This is a genomic window from Mycobacterium sp. PSTR-4-N, assembly GCF_022348085.1.
Taxonomy (GTDB): domain Bacteria; phylum Actinomycetota; class Actinomycetes; order Mycobacteriales; family Mycobacteriaceae; genus Mycobacterium.
The window spans coordinates 460841-480925 of the sequence record NZ_JAKRFN010000001.1; the positions used below are offsets into that span (position 1 = coordinate 460841).

Consider the following 20085-nt stretch of genomic DNA (forward strand, 5'->3'; position numbering starts at 1 on the left):
AAACTCCCTCGGGATACATTCTTTAAGACGCTCTTAGAAATGACATGCCATCAGGAGGCGCAGTGGCCACTCACGCCAGCTCAAAGATCTCCAAGGTGCTCGTCGCCAACCGCGGAGAAATCGCCGTCCGGGTGATCCGAGCATGCAAGGACGCCGGACTCGAGAGCGTGGCGGTGTACGCCGAGCCCGACGCCGATGCCCCGCACGTGCGGCTGGCCGACGAAGCTTTCGCGCTCGGCGGGCAGACCTCCGCGGAGTCCTACCTGGTGATCGAGAAGCTGCTCGACGCCGCCGCGAAGTCCGGTGCGAACGCCGTGCACCCCGGCTACGGCTTCCTCTCCGAGAACGCCGAGTTCGCCCAGGCCGTGCTCGATGCGGGCCTGATCTGGATCGGGCCCAGCCCGCAGTCCATCCGCGACCTCGGTGACAAGGTGACGGCCCGCCACATCGCCGCCCGGGCGCAGGCGCCCCTGGTGCCCGGCACCCCCGATCCGGTCAAGGACGCCGACGAGATCCTGGCGTTCGCCAAGGAGCACGGCCTGCCGATCGCGATCAAGGCCGCGTTCGGCGGCGGCGGCCGCGGCATGAAGGTGGCCCGCACCCTCGAAGAGATCCCCGAGCTGTTCGACTCGGCCACGCGCGAGGCCGTCGCCGCATTCGGCCGCGGCGAGTGCTTCGTCGAGCGCTACCTCGACAAACCGCGCCACGTCGAGGCCCAGGTGATCGCCGATCAGCACGGCAACGTCGTCGTCGCCGGCACCCGCGACTGCTCGCTGCAGCGCCGCTTCCAGAAGCTCGTCGAGGAGGCGCCCGCGCCGTTCCTGACCGACGCGCAGCGCAAGGAGATCCACGAGTCGGCCAAGCGCATCTGCAAGGAAGCCGGTTACTACGGCGCAGGCACCGTCGAATACCTCGTCGGCCAGGACGGGCTGATCAGCTTCCTCGAGGTCAACACCCGCCTGCAGGTGGAACACCCCGTCACCGAGGAGACCTCCGGCCTGGACCTGGTGCGTCAGCAGTTCAAGATCGCCAACGGCGAAGCTCTGGACATCACCGAGGACCCCACTCCGCGCGGGCACTCGTTCGAGTTCCGGATCAACGGCGAGGACGCCGGCCGCGGCTTCCTGCCCGCGCCCGGTCCCGTCACCCGCTACGACATCCCCACCGGCCCGGGCGTGCGCCTGGACTCCGGTGTCGAGGCCGGCTCGGTGATCGGCGGCCAGTTCGACTCGATGCTGTCGAAGCTGATCGTCACCGGCGCCACCCGTGAGGAGGCGCTCGAGCGTTCCCGCCGCGCCCTGGCCGAGTTCCATGTCGAGGGCCTCGCGACCGTCATCCCGTTCCACCGCGCCGTGGTGTCCGATCCGGCGTTCATCGGTGACGGCACGAAGTTCGACGTGCACACCCGGTGGATCGAGACCGAGTGGAACAACACCGTCGAGCCGTTTACCGGTGGCGACCCGATCTCCGAAGAGGACACGCTGCCGCGGCAGACCGTCGTCGTCGAGGTCGGCGGCCGCCGCCTCGAGGTGTCGCTGCCCGGCGATCTCGCACTCGGCAACGGCGGAGCGTCGCCGTCGGGTGCCATCCGCAAGAAGCCGAAGCCGCGCAAGCGTGGCGGTGGCGGCGGAGCGGCCGCGTCGGGCGACTCGGTGACCGCGCCGATGCAGGGCACCGTGGTCAAGGTCGCCGTCGAAGAGGGCCAGAACGTTTCTGCCGGCGACCTGATCGCCGTGCTCGAGGCCATGAAGATGGAGAACCCGGTGACCGCCCACAAGGACGGTGTCGTGACCGGCCTGGCCGTCGAGCCGGGTGCTGCGATCACCCAGGGCACCGTCCTCTGCGAGCTCAAGGGCGAGTGACCCCGTTCGGCGAGCGCGCGCGTCTGTACACCTTCGCGCGGCGTGCCGTGTGCATGAGCGCGCGCTCGTCGACTGATCACTGAGCGCATGGAGCCCGTCGAGATCAACGCCGGCGCCTGGTACCTGCGCGCGCTACGGGCCGACGACCGGGTCGATGACCGGCCCGCGCTCGCCGACCTCGGCGAGCAGCGGGCCGAGTACGTCGATCAGGTTGCGGCGCAGTGGGATTCGGAGACCCTGTTCACCTGGGCGGTGTGCGAGCCGACGACCGGTGAACTGCTCGCCGAAGTGACCCTCGACCCGACCACCCATGCCGTCGCCACCCGCGCGCGGCCGGGCCACGAGCAAGCAGCGCAGACAGGGGCCGACGCGGTGGCCCGCTTCGCCGAGGCGATGCTCAGCTGAGCGGCTGAGGGCGCAGGGTGAATCCGATGTCCTGCAGCATCGCGTACTCGATCGGGCTGATGAAGCGCACGTTGTGCCACCCTGGCCCGGGGCTCTTGTCGTTCATCAGCTTGAAGTCATCGCCGGAGAACACGAACCGGTCCAGGTGCGACGGCGACCCCTGCTTCGAGAGCGGGATCGGCTTGCCGTACGCGGCGATCGCGTGGGGACCACCGAAGTAGACGCCTCCGTTGAGTCCGTTGAGGTAGTCCTTCGCGTCGGGGCGCAGTTTGCCGTCCGGACCGAACAGCGACGTCCCGTCCGCGGTGGTCAAGAACCGGTCGTAGACCGACCAAAAACCCAGATCGGAACCGGCCAGGTCGTAGATGCCGTACGAGTGAAGGAGCTCGTGCCGTGCGGTGTTCTGGAAGTCGTACTCGTCATCGGCGATCACGTCACCCGTTGCCCATTCCCAGGCGAAGTTCCAGTTCATGAACGCCTGGACGGCACCGTTCTCCACGTCGACGCCGGTGAGGATCTCGTGCTGGATGGACGTCTGCAGGAAGCCGGGAGGTTCGGTGAAGGCCGCCAATGTATCCGCGTTCACCAAGTAGTCGGGATCGTTGATCGCCGTCAGCTCGTATTTGAGTACGACCGGCGTTCTCACCACGAAGAACCCGGCGATGTAGTCGGCCGCCCGCTGGAATGCCGCTTTGCGATCCGGCGTCCACTCGTCGCCGATCCAGGTGAAGTCGTAGGTGATGGCCCGGTGATTGATCACCGATTCGGCGCGGGTGGCGGCAGGCCGGAACCAGTTGAGCAGGTTCACGTGCAGGCCGAGGTCTCTGGCGGCGACGACGAACGTGTCGACACCGGTGAAGCCCTCGCCCGGCGTGTAGGTGTAGGAACCGTCCTTGTTGATCGTCACCGATCCCGTCGACGGACCTGTGACCAGCCGGTACCGCAGCCGGTCCCCGTCGGGGTCCTCCGCGCCGACGGTGCCGCTGATCGGTCCGTCCATGACGCCGGTGACCTGAACCGGGTTCACCGTCGGCGCCTGGTTGAAGAACGCGCGACGTGTCGTCGCCAACGACTTCTCCAACCGCTCCTTGCGGGCGTCGCTGATCGGCCGGTCATCGATCCGTTCCAGCGCGGCGGCGGTCATTTGGTTGATCGCCTCGGCGGCTCGCTGCTGCCGACGTTCTCTCGGGGTGACGGTGGGCTCGTCGGTGTCGTCGGCATGGGCAGCGCGACGCTTCTCGGTCACGCGCTGCCGCCGAGCCTCGGCCTTCTCGACCCTCTCGGCCCTGGTCAGATGTGCCGGCTTCGACGGTCCCGCCGACTCACCCGCAGGCGCCGACACCGACGTCTCGGTGTCCGCCGACGCCACCCCGACCTGCGGGCCCGTCAACGACAGACCCCACAACGCCGCACCCATGCCCGCCGACGCGGCACCGAGCGTCAACCAGCGCCGCACCGCGAACTGCTCACTCCTGGTCGCCACGGTCAGGCCTTCTTCGCGCGTCGACGCCACAGCAGCACCACGAAGCCCAGTGCTGCCATGGAGTGGGTCGGCGGCACGACCGTGTAGCCGAGATCGCGCAGGATTCCAATTTCGATCGCACTGAGCTCACGTACACCGAGGTCGCCCTTGGCCTTGATTCTGTGATTCATCAGCTGGAAGTTGTCGCCGGTGAACGTGTCGGTGTCGAGGTGATAGACCGAGCTGCCGGAACTCCAGGTGCTCGGCGAATACACGGGCACCGGTTTGCCGTACGCATCGACCGCGTGGGCACCACCGAATTTCACACCGCCGTCGGCGCCGAGCAGGTAGCCGTCCGAGGTCTCGCGCCAGGTGAAATCGGCCGAGATCAACGTCGTTCCGTCAGCGTCGACCAGCAGCTGATCCCACGTCGACCAGCTGCGGCGATCACCGTTGCTTCCCGGCGCGCCGACCGCGCCGTTGAAACCGAACGAGTGCATCAGCTCATGCATGACGATGCTGGTGAAGTCGTAGTCGTCACCGGTGACGACGTCGCCGATGGCGGTCGGGAAACCGAAGTTCCACTCGATGTAGCCGTCGGCCTTGCTGCCGTTCGCATCGACGCCGGTGATGAGCTTGTTCTGCACGATGGTCGGCCAGAAGCCGGGATCATCGCTGGTCAGGCCGCTGGAGGCGGCCGCGAGCCAGGTGGCCTCCGGATCCTCGGCGCCGTCGACCCGGTAGACCAAAGTCACCGGCGCATACACCCGCAGATACTCGGTGATGTTGTCGGCGACGCGCTCGAGGGCGGCCTGCCGGTCCGGGGTCCAGTGCTCCGCACCCACCTTGTAGTGGAACTCGAATGTGACGGCGCCGTGGTTGATCAGCACCTGCGCCCTGGTCACGCCGCCCAGCCAGCTGAAGAGGTTGACGTTGGGTCCGACGTCGCGCACGTTCACGACGAAGGAGTCGACGCCGTTGAACCTCTTGCCCGGTGTGTAGGCGTAGGTGCCATCCGGGTTCAGCGTCACGACACCGGTCCTGGGCCGTTTCGCCACCCGGTACTTGATGGCATCGCCGTCGGCGTCGGAGGCGCCGACCGTACCGGTGATGGGACCCTCCACCACACCGCTGACCTGCACGGGTGCAACGGTCGGCGCCTGGTTGAAGAACGTATGGCGCACGTTCGTCAACCGCTGCTCGAGTCGGTCTTTCTTGGCATCGCTCAGGGGGCGGGAGTCGATTCTGGCCTGCGCGTCGGACGCCCAGTCGTCGATCTTGTCGGCCACGCGATCCGCACGCTCCTGCTGCACTTCGGCCCGCCGCGCCGCCCGTTCACCGCGAGCGCGCTGCGCCGCATTCCGGCGTTCGGCGATCCGTTCCCGGCGTTCGGCTTTCGCCGACGGTCCCGCCGAATCACCGGCCGACGCGGACACCGATGTCTCACCGGAGTCGGCCGCCGCCGATCCGATCTCGGGCCCCAACAGCGCGAAGCCCAGGAGCCCCGCACCCACCCCCGCCGACGCCAAACCCAGCCGCACACTGGCACTGACAGCACTCACTGACAAACCCCCCTCATCCCGATGTGCGATGGACTGTACAGCAAACAGTTAGCTGACGTACAGAGTTCCACGGGGTTATCGAATGAGGTTGACAACATTGCTAAATGGCAGCTGATGCTGCAAAGCGTTCATAGGCACGGCAAATACAAGTGCGTCATGAATCGCGAAATCTTGACAGGTTCGTCAATAGACAGTCGGAGCGTACAGCAAATCCGGTTACCATCGGCTCTTCTCGCGAGCAGACGCGAACTGGAGTGAATTGGGCCCCGAAACACTCGAGTCCGCGTCTGCTCGCCGGGGGGACGTCAGTGGCTCTGCTGGATCGACCAGCTGGGCGTCGAGAAGCCCTGCTGGGGCCAGTAGTAGTAGCCGTAGCCCACCCGCGGCCAGCCGACCCACGGCTGCGCGACGGTGTCGGGGGTCGCGACCATGCTGCCGTCGTCGTTGACGGTCATCGCGGCACTGGCCGGCCCGGCCAGGCCGAGCGCGGCGCCGCCGATGATTCCGGCCGACAGCAGGGGCAGGGCGATGATGCGGGCGATGCGGTTCATGTGGGGCTCCTTGGTTGAGGTGATGACTCAACTCTCGCCCGTCGCGCGCCTCCCGTCTGTCCCGTGATCAGGCGATATGCCGGTGGATCGCCATGTCCCCCGATCGGCGGACATCATCGGCTGTCGATGTCGACGCCCGAGCACAGATCGGCGCACTCGACGGCGACGACGTCGTCACGGGAGCGCAAGAACGGCGCGGCGCCCTCGTCCCCGGCCAGCGTGTCGAGGAGCGCCGGCCAGTGCCGGCGGGCGATCACCACCGGATGTCCCGGCCTGCCCGCGTAGATCGCGCGCGCCACTCCGGTGTCTCGCGCGGCGTCGCGCACCCGCCGCACCGCACCGGCGGTGACGTCGGGCGTGTCGACCGGCAGGAACACCGCGCGGTCGATGCTCTCACCGAGCGCGCGCACACCGGCACGCACCGATGCGCTGAGTCCGTCGGCCCAGTCGTCGGCGACGACGGCCCGCGCCACAGGAGGGATCGTCACCTCGTCGACGGCTGCACCGAGGACCACGACGACGTCACCACATCCGCCTCTGCGCAGAGCCGCCACTGCCGACGCCAACCACCGGCCAGTGTCAGCGAGCACCTTGGGCATGCCGAAGCGCGTGCCCGCACCGGCGGCGAGGACCACACCCACATCTGAATGTTGCTGCAGGACAGACACTTTGACGACACACCTCTAATGCTGTGGCAATTTTGACATCCGCGCGAGCGGCAATTGTGAACATCTCCTGAAAGTCATTGTCCAAGATCACCGCGTCGGCGTATGGTCGAGATCACGGGTTGACTGACCAGCTCGTTTTTGAGGACACGTCATCGTCACGCGGGTGTGCAATTCCCGCGCAGGCTTCTTGCATCTCGGCCCCCTTGGCGCGACCACAGACCGAATTCCATTTCGACTGATGGAGCCGACAATGGCTGAAGCGCCCGACACGACGGTCGACACCTACGTGTGTCACCCCGCCGAGTTCCAGACCCGTCGCCCGCAACCGTCGACCGCCGTCGTCTCCGCATCAGGTGAGCTCGACGCCGCGAACGGCAATGCGTTCGTCTCCTACGCCCTGCGGGATGCGAAGCAGACGCAATGGCTGGTCATCGACCTCAGCGGCTTGAGCTTTTTCGCCACCGCGGGATTCTCGGCCCTGCACACACTCAATGTGCAGTGCGCCGGCGAGAACATCCGATGGGCGCTGATCCCGAGCCTCGCCGTCGACCGGCTGCTGCGGCTCTGCGATCCGGACTCCACGCTGCCGATATGCGTCGACATCGCCAATGCACTGACCACCGTGCACAGCGACCCTCCGCGACTATTGAAGCTGGTCTCGCAACCGCGTTAGCGACTTCGCCAACAGCCGGGACACATGCATCTGCGAGATGCCCACGCGCTCGGCGATCTGTGTCTGGGTCATCGACTCGAAGAACCGCAGCACCAGGACCGTGCGTTCCCGCTCGGGCAGGGCGTCGAGCAGCGGGCGCAGCGCCTCGCGGTTCTCGATCTGGTCGAGTGACATGTCGAAGTCACCGAGGGTGTCGGCGATCGCCGGAGCATCCTCGTTGCTGCCGCTCCCGCCGCTGTCGATCGACAGGGTGTTGTACGAGCTACCGGCCACCAGACCCTCGATGACCTCGTCGCGGTCCATCTCCAGCTCGGCGGCCAACTCCGTGGCCGTCGGCGCGCGACCGAGACGTTGCGAGAGGTCCGCGGTGGCAGCGCCGAGCCGTAGATGCAGTTCCTTGAGCCGGCGGGGGACCTTCACCGACCAGCTGTTGTCCCGGAAGTGCCGGCGAACCTCGCCCATGATGGTGGGCACCGCGAACGACACGAAGTCCGAGCCGGCGTTGACGTCGAACCGGATCACCGCGTTGACCAGGCCCACCCGGGCGACCTGCACCAGGTCGTCGCGGGGCTCCCCGCGCCCGTCGAATCGGCGCGCGATGTGATCGGCCAACGGCAGGCAGCGTTCGACGATCGCGTCGCGCTGACGCTGGAACGCCGTCGACCCCTGCTCGAGCCCTTCCAGCTTCCGGAACATGGCGACCACGTCCGCATATTCAGAGCTCGATCGCGAAGACGAACCCTGGGAGGACGAACGCGTCACTGCAACGAACTCGCTCGCCTTGTCGTCATCGAGATGCCGAAAACCTGACCTGCGGGCGACTGACCATCGGAGAACGTCGTGACCTCGTCGGTCAGCGAACTCAGGACATGCCAACTGAAGCTGCCGGGAGCGAGAATATCGGGGCTGTCGCACGTGGTCGACGCGTGCACGACCAACGCCTCGGGCTGCGGATCCACGACCAGCAGCAACGTCGAATCGGGCACGGCGGACCTGATCAGCCGGGTGCAGGCCTCGTCGACGGCCAGCCGCAGATCCGCGACCGCATCGAAGTCGAGATCCTCGAAGGTGCCGATCGCGGCGACCAGCGTGCGAAGCACCGCCAGGTTCTCCAGCGTCGCCGCGACACGCAGCTCCACGGACTGGGCGCTGTGCCGATTCCCATTGACGTGGCTCGCGCCCTGCGCCATCTGACCTCCCGAAAACTTCCCCGCGAGACTACCCCAGGGCGCGTCACTGCTAGCCATGGGTGCTCCGGCTCGTATCGACGAGCGTCGAATCCGTGTGCGCGCGCCGCCGATGAACTGTTCTTGACATGGTGCGGAATCCATACCCCAGGCCCCAAAACGGCAAACTCGGGGCCGAAAGGCGTTGCGTCGAGGCGCAATCTGAGAGGACGCGAAGAGACGCGCGTCACCCGTTTGGGCCCCGCGGCGCGGGGAAGCCCACGCGGGCCGGCCCTATGTCGGAGTCAGAACTCGGAAACCCAGCCGAAAGGTGATCATGACTGACAAGAACAGCGGTCCCGAAGAGGGCATCAAGGGCGTCGTCGAGGACGTCAAGGGAAAGACCAAGGAGGCTGTCGGCACTGTCGCCGGCCGTGACGACCTGAAGCGCGAGGGTGAGGCCCAGCAGGACAAGGCCGACGCTCAGCGCGAGGTCGCGGAGAAAGAAGCCGAGGCCGAATCGGCTCGTGCCGGCGCCAAGGCTGCCGAGGAGCGCCAGGAAGCCAACCAGTAAGAGGACTCTCGACGGGCCCGACCGGACTCTCCGGTCGGGCCTGTTGTCGTTCCGGGTCAGGTCAGCGCGTCGATCAACTCACCGACGGTGTGCGCGGCTTCCACCGGGTGGCGCATCCGCCCGTCTCGGTTGACCGTGTAGTTGTTGCGACGGCCGACCTTCGACTTGGTGACGTATCCGTCGGCGATGAGGTCGGCGAGGATCGTCTGGACCGACCGTTCGGTGATGCCGATCAGCACGCTCAACTCGCGTGCGGTCAGCGACTGCCCCTGCGCGAGACAGAGAAGCACGTGCCCGTGATTGGTCAAAAACGTCCACGTCCGCGCCGACGGTGCGACGTCGGCGACGGGAGGGGCTGCCGCCACATGCGGTGCCACCTTGCCAGGGCTTCTCCGTGAGGCGGGCATCGGCCACAGCATAGGTGATGCACAGAGCACGGTTCGGCATTTGACCTCCGTCACAATTTACGAAGCTTGACACGCGATACGTAATACACGTAATTTACTTCGCATGTCTGATGCACTCGCGACTTCGGCCCTGGCGGCGCTGATCGTCGTCCCCGCCCTCGTGGCTGCGGTCGCCGCGATCGTGGGGCGTCGCGCCCCGCGCGTCGTCGCACGCCTCGGAACCGCCACTGCGACGGCCGGACTGGTGATCGCCATCGTGAACGCGCCGATGGCACAGGACCATCTCGCGGCCGCGCTCCTGTTGCTGATCTTCGGAGTGTCCTCTGTCGCACAAGGTTTCGCGGTGCGCTATCTGGCCGGCGATGATCGCGCCACGTGGTTCACCTGTGGCGCACTGCTTCTGACGTCAGCCGCCGCCGCGATGGCGTCGGCCACCACCTTCGTCGGGCTTGCCCTCGGTTGGACCGGGGTCGGTCTGGCGCTCTGCCTTCTGCTGGCCACCTACCGCGAGCTGCCGGCGGCCCGCGACGGGGTGCGGCGCACGGTACTGGCCTTCGCCGTCGGCGACGGTGCGCTGTGGCTCGCCGTGGCATTACACGAATTCGCCGGCGAGGCAGCACGTCCTGTGATCGCGGTGCTCATCGTCGCCGCCGCCCTGTCCCGCTCCGCCCAGATCCCCTTCCATCGCTGGTTGCCGGCCACGCTGGCGGCGCCCACCCCGGTGTCGGCGCTGCTGCACGCCGGGGTGGTCAACGGCGGCGGTGTGCTGCTGGTGAAACTCAGCGCGCTCAACACTGCCCTGGCTGCCGGAATCGTCATCGCCGCCGGCTTGGCCTCGATGGCCTACGGCGCGGTGTTGATGCTCGTCCGGCCCGACATCAAAGGCGCACTTGCCTACTCGACGATGGCGCAGATGGGCTTCATGATGCTGACCTGCGGGCTCGGGCTGTGGGCCGCCGCGGTGATCCACCTGATGGGCCACGGCTTCTACAAGGCGACGCTGTTCCTGTCCTCCGGCTCGGCGATCGCCCGGCACCGCAGGCACCACGTTCTCGCTCCGCCGCGCGATCCCTCCCGGCCGCGACGCTGGAGCATCGCCGCCGGCGCGGCGCTGCTGCCACCGCTGGCCCTCGGCATCGGCGTGGTGCTGGTGCCGACCTGGCAGGAAGGACACGCCGCGGAACTCGCCCTTCTCGTCTTCGCCTGGGTGACCGGGTCGATCGCACTGTGGGGGTGGCTGCGCCGCCAACCCACGATCGGAGGCCTCGCCGGCGCGGCCGCACTGCTGGTACCGGCCGCGATCGCCTACGTCGCGGTGGTCAGCGTCCTCAGCCGGTACCTGCAACCGGCGCTGCCCGGGCCGGGCGCCTCGGCGGCCACGGTGTGGGCCGTGATCGCCGCCGCGCTGATCGTGCTGGGTGCCGTGGCCAGCCTGCGCGCCTCACCGCGGCTCTACACCCACGCACTGTCCGCAGGAACCCTTCACCCGACAGGAGCCCTTCGATGACCACCGCTGTCGCCTCCCGGCGTGCCCAACTCCGCAGCGATATCCGGTTGGCCGCCCGCGCGCTGCCCACCCACTACCCGCTCGGCACCTTCATCGCGGTGAACCCGCTCGCCGGCTTGCAGACCATGCCCTTCGAGCAGGCGGTGCGCCGTGCGAGCGACGTGTACGGAATGCGCGGCACGCTCTCCGAAGAGCTCTACCGGGCGCTGCACCGGCAGGGCCGCATCACCGACGCCGATCTCGACGCCGTGCTGATGCGACGTCACCCGAACCTGGCTGACGAGCCGGACCTGCAGCTGGCCGGGCGCACCATGACGGCGATCGAGCTGCTGCGGTCGGACCTGCTGCACGGTCAGACAGCGCCAGAACCGCTGCGCCGCTTCACCACTCACGCCGAGCGCATCTCGGCCCGGGTCGCCGCCGACATCGACGCCCACGCCGCGACCTGGTGTGCCGCGTTCCTCGGCGGCGGGAGCTGGCCGATGCCGGGACGCGACAAGGGTTTCTACCCCGCATGGCGCGATTTGGTCCGCACCGAACGGACGCTGCCGCGCGCTGTGCGCCGCCGGCTGACCGCGCTGCCCGAACGCGCCGACGACGCGGTCCTGCGCGCGCTCGACGCCCTGGGTGTCGGCGACGACGAGCGCGTCACCTACCTGCAGGCGCACCTGACCCGGTTACCGGGCTGGGCCGCCCACATCCAGTGGGGAGCCGACCGCGCCGCGGGTATCGACCTGCTGCAGTACCTGGCGATGCGGCTGAGTTACGAGGTCGCGTTCGTGCCGGAGCCGTCGCCCGCACCGGCGGACGAACCGCGCCGGTCGTCGACGCCCACCGCGCGCGACCGCGCCGCCCAGCTGCTGGCCACCTCGACCGGGGTCGCGATCCCGGAGAGTGACTTGACCGCGGCGGCACGGATTCTGGCCGCGATGCCGGTGGCCGCCCGGGCCATGGTGTGGCAGCAGGCGTTCGAGGCCCACTACCAGGACGGGCTGCTCACCGAGCTGGCCGACACGACGCCGTCCCCCCGGGCTGCGGCACACACTCAGCTGGTCACCTGCATCGACACCCGCTCGGAGGGGCTTCGCCGGCATCTCGAGAGCCGCGGCGATTACGAGACTTTCGGGTTCGCGGGATTCTTCGCAGTCGCGATCCGGTTCACCGGGTTGCTCGGCGGCGACTCTGCCGACCTCTGCCCGGTGCTGATCTCTCCCAACCACGACGTCACCGAACACGCCGCGGCCGACCCGACGCGTGAGATCCGCGGTGCGACAGGGCTGGCCGCCGCCGAGACCGCGTTCCACACCGCCAAACAATCCCTGACGGGGCCCTTCACGCTCGCCGAAGCGGCCGGTTGGCTCGCGGCGCCGCTGGCCGTGGCGAAGACCGCGGCGCCGGGCGCCGTCGGCAAGGTCCGCCACCGCCTGCGGAAGGTCATCGCGCCTCCGACGGCAACCGTGCTCGCGATCGACGGGATGCCGCTGGGCGAGCGAGTCCTGTTCGCGCAGACCGTACTGCAGTCGATCGGGCTGGTCCGCGACTTCGGCCGCCTGCTGGTGCTGTGCGGGCATCACAGCACGACGGAGAACAACCCGTACCAGGCATCGCTGGACTGCGGCGCCTGCGGTGGGCAGGGCGGCGGGCCGAACGCGCGGACCGCGGCGCTGATCCTCAATGACCCCGCGGTGCGTGACGAATTGCGGGACAACGGAATCGACATCCCGACGCAGACTCTGGTCGTCGCCGCCGACCACGACACCGCCACCGACCGGGTCATGGTGCTCGACCATCATCTGATCCCGACGACCCATCGTGACGACATCACCCGGCTGGAAGCCGACCTCGCCCATGCGGGTGAGGCGCTGGCCGCCGAGCGGTGCGCTGCGCTGCCCGGCGCCCCGCGTCGGCGAACGTCGGCCAGGGCCGCGCGCCATGTCACCGCGCGGTCGCTGGACTGGGCGCAGGTGTACCCCGAATGGGGACTGGCGGGAAACGCCGCGTTCATCATCGGCCCCCGAGCCATCAGCACCGGAATCGACCTGCAGCGCCGCGCTTTCCTGCATTCCTACGACGCCGACGTCGATGTCGACGGCACCGCGCTGGAAACCATCATGACCGCACCGCTGGTGGTCGCGCAGTGGATCAACTGCCAGTACTACTTCTCGACGGTCGCACCCGATGCGTTCGGCGCGGGCAGCAAGACGATCCACAACGTCGTCGGCGATGCCGGGGTGCTCTCCGGGCACGTCGGAGATCTACGCCTCGGCTTGCCCCGGCAGTCGGTTCGCTACGGCGACAAGCTGATTCATGAACCGCAACGTCTGCTCGCGGTGATCCAGGCTCCGCTGTCGCGCATCGACACCGTGATCGAGCGCAACCCGTTGCTGCGGCAACTGTTCGACAACGACTGGGTCACCCTCGCCGCGCGCGAGCACGCCCACGACAGCTGGCGTCGTCGCACCCGGACTGGTTGGCGCACGTGGCTCGACACGCGTGCAGCAACTCCACAAGACACCCCAGGAGACAAGGAGATGATCCCGTGACACCCTCTACGACACCCAACGCCCTCACCCGGATGACCAAAGTCGAGGTCGTCGTCTCCGGACAGGACGCCGCAGCGGTGCGGGACTTGATCGCCGGTGCCGGCGCCACCGGTTTCACCAGCCTGTCCGGAGTCTCCGGCCTCGGCCACCACGGCTACCACCAGGGCCGGCTGCTGTTCAACCAGCAGGCGACCCTCGAACTGATCATCACCGTGGTGCCCGACGACAAGGTCGAGGCGCTGCTCGCCGGACTACGCCGACTCCTCGACTCCTCCCCCGGCGTGCTGTTCGTGACCGAGACCTACGTCAGCCGCCCCGAGTACTTCAGCTGAGAAACCCACGAAAGGAAAAGAACGACATGGCACACGACACCACGGACGCGACGACCGTCTGGCAGAAACTGAAGGCCGGGGTACCCGCACCCGGCGACGGACCGGTCGCGGCGGTGTTCCGCTGCGCCGACGCCGGTATCAGCAGCGAGACCGTGTTCGGCCAGTCCGCCGGCGCGCTGCTGGACGTCAGCACCTGGGGGCACACCGTCGACACCAGCGTGCTGGCCAGCCTCGAGTACGCGGTCGAGGCGCTGGGCGTCCCGCTCGTGGTGGTGCTGGGCCACGACGACTGCCCCGCGATGACCGCCGCGCTGCGGGCATGGCAACAGGCCCAACTCCCCGACGGCGCGATGCGCAGCGCCGTCGAGCATGCGCTGCTGTCGGTCGTGCGGCGCGGCGCCGCAGCCGATTCCGTCGAGTCGGTGGCCTCAGCCCACATCGTCGAGACCGGCCTGGGCCTCACGCAGCGCTCCCCGGCGTTGGCCCGCAGGGTAGATCGCGGCGAATGCGGCATCGTCTGCGCAACCGTGAACCCCTCCGACGGAGCGATCCGGGTGCACGCGACGCTCGGCGTCGAGGAAACCAACGGCGTTCTGGTGGAGATGGTTTGACGCCGGGGCGTGGTTCGGGCGGGGGCTGGGTGTACTGACAGCTACGCCACGGCGAGGACGGCGGTGGTCGCCATCAGGACGATCAGCGTCCACCCGGCCACCTGCCAGGCCCACCATGCCGGCGTCTCGCGCTGCACCCGCGCCCCGCGCAGCAGGGCCACCGCGCCACCCACCAGCAGGATGAGGGGCGCGCCGACGACGGCGCCTGCCTGTTGTGGAGCGCCGCAGGCGACTGCGTCGATGGTGGAGCCGGTGCAGGTGCTCATCCACAGTGACGCCGTGAGGAGGAACAGCAGACCCGCCGCCGCGAAACCGAGCCCGGTGCGCACGGCGTCGCGCACACCACGATCCGCCACTCGGTCGGCGTAACCGATGCCCGACCGGCGCTCGTGGCCCGACAGGTCCGTCATGGGATCGTGACTTCCCAGTGATCTGCACTGGTAAACGTCGGTGGGCCGCCGTGTCACCGCCGCTGTTTACGATCCGGTGGTGACGCGGACTCGGTGGCGCCTGGCGGGCGCGCTCGGTATCGCCGCCGGAGTCGGCGCGGCGCTGTCGGGTGTGTCCCCGTGGTGGTGTCTGTTCATCGCGATCGCCGCACCGCTGGTGCCCGGGTTCGTCGCGGCCGTCGTTGTCGGCGCGGCCACCCCGGGCGCCCGGGAGACCCATGCCCGAGACGAGATGTCGGGCACCGAGTTCGAGGATTACGTGGCCCGCATCGCACGCTCGGTCGGGGTGCCGGTAATCATGACACCGCTCTCCGGCGACTGGGGCGTCGACCTGATCGTCGGGCACCGGCCCTATCGCCTCGCGGTGCAGTGCAAACGGCAGTCACGCCCGGTCGGCACCGGCGCCGTCCAAGAGGTGGTGGCGGGCGCGCCGATGCAGGACTGCACACGCACCATGGTCGTCACCAACCACCAGTTCACCCCTGCGGCACGGAAACTCGCCGAGCTTCACGGGTGCGAGCTGGTGGGTGGGGACGAGCTCCCGCGGCTGCGCTCGACGATCCGCCGGCTCACCCGGCCGATCGAACCGACATCGACCTGAGCACCGCGCGCACCGCGTCGACCGCGGCGTCGATCTCCCCGCGCGACACCGTCAGCGCCGGCCGGAACCGGACACTGTCGGCTCCGCACCCGAGCATGATCACCCCGGCATCCCAGAGCTGGGCCACCAACGTGTCCCGCAGCTCCGCCCCCGGCAGGCTGAACGCACACATCAGGCCGCGCCCGCGCACGTCGCGAACCAGCGCGGGAAACGCGGCCGCCACCTCGTCCAGACGCTCGAGCAGATAGCGACCGTTGTCGGCGGCGCGCTCGAAGAGCCCCTCGGCTTCGATGACCTCGAGGATGCGGCGCGAGCGCACCATGTCCACGAGGTTGCCGCCCCACGTGGAGTTGATCCGCGAGCTCACCGCGAACACGTTGTCGGCCACCTCGTCGACACGGCCGCCTGCCATCACGCCGCACACCTGCGTCTTCTTGCCGAACGCCACCACGTCGGGCTGCACCCCCAATTGCTGGTAGGCCCAGGCTGTTCCGGTGATCCCGCAGCCGGTCTGCACCTCGTCGAAGATCAGCAACGCGTCGAACTCGTCGCACAGCGCACGCATCGCGGCGAAGAACTGTGGCCGGATGTGTCGATCGCCGCCCTCGCCCTGGATCGGCTCGGCGATGAAGCAGGCGATGTCGTGCGGCGCGGCCTCGAACGCGGCCCGGGCCTGGCGCAGCGATTCGGCCTCCAGCGCTTCGACGTCGGCCCCTGCCCGCAGGTAAGGCGCGTCGATCCGGGGCCAGTCGAACTTCGGGAAGCGCGCGACCTTGTTGGGATCGGTGTTGGTCAACGACATCGTGTACCCGCTGCGGCCGTGGAAGGCGCCGCGCAGATGCAGCACCTTGGTGCCCAGTTCCGGGTCGCGACCGTGCGCCTGGTTGTGCCGGCTCTTCCAGTCGAACGCGACCTTGAGCGCGTTCTCGACGGCCAGCGCCCCACCGTCGACGAAGAACAGGTGCGGCAGCGCCGGGTCGCCGAGAACGCGGGCGAATGTCTCCACGAAGCGGGCCATCGGCACGCTGTAGACGTCGGAGTTGCTCGGCTTGTTCAGCGCGGCCGCGGTCAGCTCCGCGCGGAACTGCTCGTCGTCGGCCAGGGCCGGATGGTTCATGCCCAGCGCCGACGACGCGAAGAACGTGAACATGTCCAGATAGCCGCGACCGGACCGCGCGTCGATCAGATAGGACCCTCGCGAACGCTCGACGTCGAGCACGAGGTCCAGCCCGTCGGCCAGGATGCTGCGAGCCAGCACCGGGCGGACGTCATCGGGGGTGATCCGGGACGCGACAGCGGGAGCCGCCAGAACATCGGTCATGGCGGAATCCTAACGGAATTTTTCCCGTTTGCACCAGTCTTGACCGTGACTAGTCCGGTATGAAGCGCCTGTCGCTATAAAATTTATGTAAGATGATCGTGCTGCGGGTCTTGACGTCGGCCGCGGTGCGGATGCGTTGCAGCAGGCCTTCCAGCGCCCGGGCCGACTTCACGTGGACCAGCAGCACATAGTTGTCGTCACCGGCCACCGAGTAGCACGCCTCGATTTCGGAGATGTGTTCCAGTCGGGCGGGGGCGTCGTCGGGTTGCGACGGATCGAGAGGGGTGATGGCCACGAACGCCGACAGCATGTTGCCGACCGCCTCGGGATTGATCCGGGCGGTGTATCCGGTCACCACGCCTCGCGATTCCAGCCGGCGCACCCGCGACTGCACCGCCGACACCGACAGCCCCGCGGTCGCCGCCAGATGCGCCAGGGTGGCGCGCCCGTCGGAGACGAGTTCGCGGACCAGCACACGGTCGATCTCGTCGAGCGGCTGGCATTCGTCGGGCCCGGTCATGGCCGCACTGTATCGGAGGACCCGTGCCTGACAACCACATCCGCCGCGACCCCCACCACCTCTACGAGAAAGCCGCCGCCTCATGACCTCCACCGTCTTGTCCGCGCTCCCCACCTCCGATGACTTGCGTGCCCGGGTGCAGGAGGCGCTCGACGCGGTGGGCGCCCGGGTGGCCCTGGCCGCGCCGAACGCCGGCGGCATCACCGCCAGCTCCCCGATCAACGGTGACGTGCTGTTCACCGTCACCGAGTCATCCACCGACGAGGTCGACGCGGCGATCGCCGCGGCCGCCGACGCCTTCGCCATCTGGCGGACCACACCCGCCCCGGTGCGCGGCGCGCTGGTGGCCCGGTTGGGCCGGCTGCTGGTCGAACACAAGGACGCGCTGGCCACCCTGGTGACGATCGAAGCGGGCAAGATCACCTCCGAGGCACTGGGCGAGGTGCAGGAGATGATCGACATCTGCGAGTTCGCCGTCGGCCTGTCCCGCCAGCTCTACGGCAAGACCATCGCCTCCGAACGGCCAGGACACCGGCTCATGGAGACCTGGCATCCCCTCGGCGTCGTCGGCGTCATCACCGCGTTCAACTTCCCCGTCGCGGTGTGGGCGTGGAACACCGCGGTGGCGCTGGTCTGCGGTGACACCGTGGTGTGGAAGCCGTCGGAACTGACGCCGCTGACCGCGATCGCCTGCCACGCGCTGCTGGCCCGCGCCTGCGCCGACGTGGGCGCGCCCACCGGCGTCTCCCAGCTGGTGCAGGGCAGCCGCGAGGTGGGCGAGCAGCTGGTCGACGACCGCCGCGTCGCGTTGCTGTCGGCGACCGGGTCGGTGCGCATGGGCCGCGAGATCGGGCCGCGGGTGGCGCAGCGCTTCGGCAAGGTCCTGCTCGAACTCGGCGGCAACAACGCCGCCGTCGTCACCCCGTCGGCCGACCTCGACCTCGCGGTGCGCGGCATCGTGTTCTCCGCCGCCGGCACCGCCGGTCAGCGCTGCACGACGCTGCGCCGGCTGATCGTGCACTCGTCGATCGCCGACGAGCTGGTGGCCCGGATCGTCGCGGCGTACGAGCAGCTGCCGGTCGGCGACCCTGCCGCCGAAGGCACGCTGGTCGGCCCGCTGATCCACGAGAGGTCCTACCGCGACATGGTCGGCGCGCTGCAGCAGGCGGCCGCCGAGGGCGGCGAGGTGATCGGCGGGGATCGGGTGGACGTCGGAGACGAGGGCGCGTTCTACGTCCGGCCAGCGGTGGTGCGGATGCCCGCGCAGAGCGAGGTGGTGCACCTCGAGACCTTCGCGCCGATCCTCTACGTGCTGACCTACGAGACGCTCGACGAGGCCATCGCAATGAACAACGCTGTCCCCCAAGGTCTCTCCTCGGCGATCTTCACTCTCGACGTCCGCGAGGCCGAGCGGTTCCTGGCCGCCGACGGGTCGGACTGCGGCATCGCCAACGTCAACATCGGCACCTCGGGCGCGGAGATCGGCGGCGCGTTCGGCGGTGAGAAGGAAACCGGGGGCGGCCGCGAGTCCGGCTCGGATGCGTGGAAGGCGTACATGCGCCGGGCCACCAACACCGTGAACTACTCCACGGAGCTCCCCCTGGCCCAGGGCGTCCACTTCGGCTAGGCCCCCTCATGCCGCGAGCGCTGGGGGCACCACCCGCTTGCGGGGGAGGGTTTGTACGCCGACACGCCGCGCCGGGCGTACATTCTGCGCGCGCTCGCCGTCGAGAATCGTGGCTATGGAACTAGACGGCAAGGTCGCAATCGTCACCGGCGCGGGGTCGGGCATCGGTGCGGCGCTCGCGACCGGGCTCGCCGCCCGCGGCGTGCGGGTGGTCCTCGGCGACCTCGACGAAGCGGGCGCGCATGCCCACGCCGAGGCGATCCGGTCACAGGGTGGTCAGGCCATCGGGTTGAGGGCCGACGCCTCCGACGTCGTCGACATCGAGGGCATGATCACGCTGGCCGGCCGCGAATTCGACCCCGTCGACATCTACATCGCGAACGCCGGCATCATCGGACGGCCCGGGCTCGGCACCGAGAAGGACTGGGACGCGATCCTCGATGTCAACCTGCGCGCGCACATCCGCGCCGCGAGACTGCTTGTGCCGCACTGGCAATCGAAGGGTGCGGGCTACTTCGTCTCGGTGGCCTCGGCGGCGGGGTTGTTGACCCAGCTCGGAGCGGCCGGGTACGCGGTGAGCAAGCACGCCGTCGTCGGGTTCGCGGAGTGGCTGGCGATCACCTACGGCGACGACGGCATCGGGGTCAGCTGCGTGTGCCCGCTCGGAGTGGAAACACCACTGCTGCAAGCAGTTCGCAGCACCGAAGACCCGGATGCACGGCTCGGCGCCTCGTCGATCGAACAGTCCGCCGCGGTGCTCACCGCCGACGACGTGGCGACGGCGACCATCGACGCGATGCTCGCCGACCGATTCCTCGTGCTGCCGCACCCCGAACTGTTGGACATGTACCGGCACAAGGGCGGCGACTACGACCGGTGGATCTCGGGGATGCGGCGGTATCAGCGCGCGCTGCGCGCCCGGGACGAGACGTCATAATCCCGTCACCTCTACGACCTGTCGCCACCGACACCGTCCCTGTGTGATTGCGCCCCGCACGCCGATGGTCACCTCACAGCAAAATCACAGCCAGTAGTCGCACCAGCTAGATCACACCGCGTACTGCGTCCGCTAACACGAGCCGACCGCTGCGCAACAACCGGTGATCCCCTGCTGCAACCCCCGCCGCCGGAGCCCCCACCGCGCCCCCTGTACACCGCCTCGTCGGCTCGTTTCATCGCCCCCGGTGGGGGCTGCGCCGCGTGTAATCTCCGAACTCTGGACACCCGTTTGGGCTCCACGAAGA

Annotated in this window: 21 protein-coding genes; 11 read left to right on the plus strand and 10 right to left on the minus strand. The window is 68.6% G+C overall.

All coding sequences use genetic code 11. The features are described from left to right. Positions 1–62 precede the first annotated feature (62 nt). Positions 63–1862 carry a biotin carboxylase N-terminal domain-containing protein gene (locus tag MHN84_RS02225; protein WP_241202992.1) on the plus strand — a complete coding sequence of 600 codons (1800 nt, stop codon included), beginning with the start codon at positions 63–65 and terminating at the stop codon, positions 1860–1862. Positions 1863–1949: 87 nt separating this feature from the next. Next, positions 1950–2267 (plus strand): hypothetical protein, encoded by a 318-nt coding sequence (locus MHN84_RS02230; protein WP_241202993.1) that lies wholly within the window; start codon positions 1950–1952, stop codon positions 2265–2267. Here the strand turns inward: MHN84_RS02230 and MHN84_RS02235 are convergent. From MHN84_RS02235 to MHN84_RS02250, 4 genes are all read right to left on the minus strand, one after another. Beyond that, positions 2260–3750 (minus strand): Ig-like domain-containing protein, encoded by a 1491-nt coding sequence (locus tag MHN84_RS02235; protein WP_241202994.1) that lies wholly within the window; start codon positions 3748–3750, stop codon positions 2260–2262. The genes MHN84_RS02230 and MHN84_RS02235 overlap by 8 nt on opposite strands. A gap of 2 nt (positions 3751–3752) precedes the next feature. Beyond that, positions 3753–5291 carry an Ig-like domain-containing protein gene (locus tag MHN84_RS02240; protein WP_241202995.1) on the minus strand — a complete coding sequence of 513 codons (1539 nt, stop codon included), beginning with the start codon at positions 5289–5291 and terminating at the stop codon, positions 3753–3755. A gap of 305 nt (positions 5292–5596) precedes the next feature. Beyond that, a complete protein-coding gene (locus MHN84_RS02245; protein WP_241202996.1) occupies positions 5597–5842 on the minus strand; it encodes a hypothetical protein in 246 nt (81 codons plus the stop codon). A 113-nt stretch (positions 5843–5955) separates the two neighbouring features. Next, a complete protein-coding gene (locus MHN84_RS02250; protein ID WP_308192901.1) occupies positions 5956–6483 on the minus strand; it encodes a nucleotidyltransferase family protein in 528 nt (175 codons plus the stop codon). A gap of 277 nt (positions 6484–6760) precedes the next feature. Here MHN84_RS02250 and MHN84_RS02255 point away from each other — a divergent pair, with 277 nt between their 5' ends. Beyond that, positions 6761–7183 carry an STAS domain-containing protein gene (locus MHN84_RS02255; protein WP_241202997.1) on the plus strand — a complete coding sequence of 141 codons (423 nt, stop codon included), beginning with the start codon at positions 6761–6763 and terminating at the stop codon, positions 7181–7183. Here MHN84_RS02255 and MHN84_RS02260 read toward each other — a convergent pair. Both MHN84_RS02260 and MHN84_RS02265 read right to left on the minus strand, forming a co-directional pair. Next, the gene (locus MHN84_RS02260; RefSeq protein WP_255729738.1) at positions 7154–7879 is read right to left on the minus strand and encodes an RNA polymerase sigma factor SigF; all 726 of its coding nucleotides are present in this window, start codon (positions 7877–7879) and stop codon (positions 7154–7156) included. The two genes, MHN84_RS02255 and MHN84_RS02260, sit on opposite strands and share 30 nt — an antisense overlap. Positions 7880–7941: 62 nt before the next feature. Beyond that, on the minus strand, positions 7942–8373 hold the full coding sequence (locus MHN84_RS02265) for an ATP-binding protein (protein ID WP_241202999.1): 432 nt from the start codon (positions 8371–8373) through the stop codon (positions 7942–7944). Positions 8374–8686: 313 nt separating this feature from the next. On the opposite strand from MHN84_RS02265, the gene MHN84_RS02270 reads away from it, so the two are divergent. After that, entirely contained in the window at positions 8687–8923 is a 237-nt protein-coding gene (locus MHN84_RS02270) for a CsbD family protein (RefSeq protein ID WP_241203000.1), read from the plus strand. A gap of 56 nt (positions 8924–8979) precedes the next feature. Here MHN84_RS02270 and MHN84_RS02275 read toward each other — a convergent pair whose 3' ends face one another. Next, positions 8980–9330 (minus strand): winged helix-turn-helix transcriptional regulator, encoded by a 351-nt coding sequence (locus MHN84_RS02275; protein ID WP_255729739.1) that lies wholly within the window; start codon positions 9328–9330, stop codon positions 8980–8982. 103 nt (positions 9331–9433) lie between these two features. Between MHN84_RS02275 and MHN84_RS02280 the strand changes: the two genes are divergently transcribed. From MHN84_RS02280 to MHN84_RS02295, 4 genes are read left to right on the plus strand one after another with little or no spacing between them, the layout of a single operon-like run. Further along, entirely contained in the window at positions 9434–10837 is a 1404-nt protein-coding gene (locus MHN84_RS02280; protein ID WP_241203002.1) for a proton-conducting transporter membrane subunit, read from the plus strand. After that, the gene (locus tag MHN84_RS02285; protein ID WP_241203003.1) at positions 10834–13380 is read left to right on the plus strand and encodes a DUF2309 domain-containing protein; all 2547 of its coding nucleotides are present in this window, start codon (positions 10834–10836) and stop codon (positions 13378–13380) included. The genes MHN84_RS02280 and MHN84_RS02285 overlap by 4 nt, the downstream gene beginning before the upstream one ends. After that, positions 13377–13712 (plus strand): P-II family nitrogen regulator, encoded by a 336-nt coding sequence (locus tag MHN84_RS02290; RefSeq protein ID WP_241203004.1) that lies wholly within the window; start codon positions 13377–13379, stop codon positions 13710–13712. The genes MHN84_RS02285 and MHN84_RS02290 overlap by 4 nt, the downstream gene beginning before the upstream one ends. A 26-nt stretch (positions 13713–13738) precedes the next feature. After that, entirely contained in the window at positions 13739–14323 is a 585-nt protein-coding gene (locus tag MHN84_RS02295; RefSeq protein ID WP_241203005.1) for a carbonic anhydrase, read from the plus strand. Positions 14324–14364: 41 nt separating this feature from the next. On the opposite strand, the gene MHN84_RS02300 is transcribed toward MHN84_RS02295, so the two are convergent. After that, entirely contained in the window at positions 14365–14733 is a 369-nt protein-coding gene (locus tag MHN84_RS02300) for a hypothetical protein (RefSeq protein WP_241203006.1), read from the minus strand. A gap of 79 nt (positions 14734–14812) precedes the next feature. Between MHN84_RS02300 and MHN84_RS02305 the strand changes: the two genes are divergently transcribed. Beyond that, positions 14813–15373, plus strand: a complete 561-nt coding sequence (locus tag MHN84_RS02305; RefSeq protein ID WP_241203007.1) for a restriction endonuclease — start codon at positions 14813–14815, stop codon at positions 15371–15373. Here MHN84_RS02305 and lat read toward each other — a convergent pair. Both lat and MHN84_RS02315 read right to left on the minus strand, forming a co-directional pair. After that, positions 15342–16694, minus strand: coding sequence for an L-lysine 6-transaminase (gene lat, locus MHN84_RS02310; RefSeq protein ID WP_241203008.1), 1353 nt, complete (start codon positions 16692–16694; stop codon positions 15342–15344). The genes MHN84_RS02305 and lat overlap by 32 nt on opposite strands. A gap of 49 nt (positions 16695–16743) precedes the next feature. Beyond that, positions 16744–17214 (minus strand): Lrp/AsnC family transcriptional regulator, encoded by a 471-nt coding sequence (locus tag MHN84_RS02315; protein ID WP_241203009.1) that lies wholly within the window; start codon positions 17212–17214, stop codon positions 16744–16746. 82 nt (positions 17215–17296) lie between these two features. On the opposite strand from MHN84_RS02315, the gene MHN84_RS02320 reads away from it, so the two are divergent. Beyond that, positions 17297–18841 (plus strand): aldehyde dehydrogenase family protein, encoded by a 1545-nt coding sequence (locus MHN84_RS02320; protein ID WP_241203010.1) that lies wholly within the window; start codon positions 17297–17299, stop codon positions 18839–18841. A gap of 115 nt (positions 18842–18956) precedes the next feature. Further along, entirely contained in the window at positions 18957–19778 is an 822-nt protein-coding gene (locus MHN84_RS02325; protein ID WP_241203011.1) for an SDR family NAD(P)-dependent oxidoreductase, read from the plus strand. The last annotated feature ends 307 nt before the right edge of the window (positions 19779–20085 follow it).